Origin of the sequence: Candidatus Magnetaquicoccus inordinatus, from assembly GCF_004217665.1 — a bacterium.
Lineage (GTDB): Bacteria > Pseudomonadota > Magnetococcia > Magnetococcales > Magnetaquicoccaceae > Magnetaquicoccus > Magnetaquicoccus inordinatus.
On record NZ_RXIU01000475.1, the window covers coordinates 1 to 1,265 of the forward strand.

Below are 1,265 nucleotides of genomic sequence, written 5' to 3' on the forward strand. Positions count from 1 at the left end.
CGCACGTGACCTGCCAGAGTTGCTTGCTGCTCTTGATTAGGCTGTCCCGGCAGCGTGCCTTTGCTCTATTCGGTCTGCTTGCCAAGGAGAGAGATTGGCTGCTGTGTTGCGGGATGCGGGCTCTTTTCTGGGGGTGAGGGGTGTGCTTGTTTTTCATTTTCTTTGACTTTCTGCAACAATGCGATAATACTGTCTGGTTAATAAGATTGCGCCCCCAATAAAGGAACCCAAGCATGTTGGCAGTGCCTGTTATTTTGCCCTCTTCGGCGACTGATCTGGTTCTTTATGACCAGGAGCAGGGTTTTGCGGCTTTTGTGCGGCGGGCGCTGCAATCTCCACTTCTCAGTGCGGAAGAGGAGTTGCGACTGGCTACCCAACTGCATGAGGGTACTGAACGGCAAGCCCGGGAAGCGGCGCATGCTTTGGTGCATGCTTATCTGCGTTTGGTGATCAAAACAGCGCGCGAATATCTTCACTATCGCATCAGCCTGCCCGACCTGGTCCAGGAGGGTACAGTCGGCCTGATGATGGCCATCCGAAAATTTGATCCGAAACGCGGCAATCGTCTGGCCGCCTATGCCATTTGGTGGATTCGAGCCTCCATCCATGAGCTTATTCTTCGCTCCTGGCGCATGGTGCGCATTGCCACTACGCAGATCAAGCGGCAACTTTTCTTCAAACTCAGGCAGAGCAAGCTTTCTGCCGCTCGTCTCAACCGTGATGAGGCTGAGGAGCTTGCGCAACGTTTTGGGACGGATGCTGAGACCATTCTGGAAGTGGATTGTCGGATGATCAGCCCAGATGAATCTCTTAACCAACCCCTCAACGAAGAGGGTGATGAGTGGTTGGAGCAGATCCCTGATTTGCGTCCCAACCCAGAGCGTGCGCTGCTTTTTTCCGAGCAGGCCAGGCAACAATCTGCTTTGTTGCGTGATGGGATGCAAACTTTAACCCCGCGGGAACAATCGATCCTGGCGGCGCGTTTTCTCAGCGAAGAGCCCCATACGCTTGACTCGCTGGCGCAAGAGTATGCGATCAGTCGCGAACGGGTGCGTCAGGTTGAAAAGCGTGCGTTGGAAAAGCTGCGCAGTTTTTTTCAAGCTGCACCTGTCTGATAGGTTTTGTTGCTGAATAGCGATCTTTTTGCTGCGACGTTGGTTGCCAGTCGAAGAAACAAAACAAAATATAACAAAAATACTAATATGGAGGTCCAGGAGGAGATTATCTCCTCCTGGCAGGTGCAGGACGGAGTCCTGCATGTAGCG

The 1,265-nt window shown here is 53.0% G+C and carries 1 protein-coding gene; it reads left to right on the forward strand.

The genetic code is table 11. The features are described 5' to 3' along the window. Positions 1-233 precede the first annotated feature (233 nt). On the forward strand, positions 234-1,115 hold the full coding sequence (locus tag EJP87_RS16640) for an RNA polymerase factor sigma-32 (RefSeq protein WP_130472952.1): 882 nt from the start codon (positions 234-236) through the stop codon (positions 1,113-1,115). Positions 1,116-1,265 lie beyond the last annotated feature (150 nt).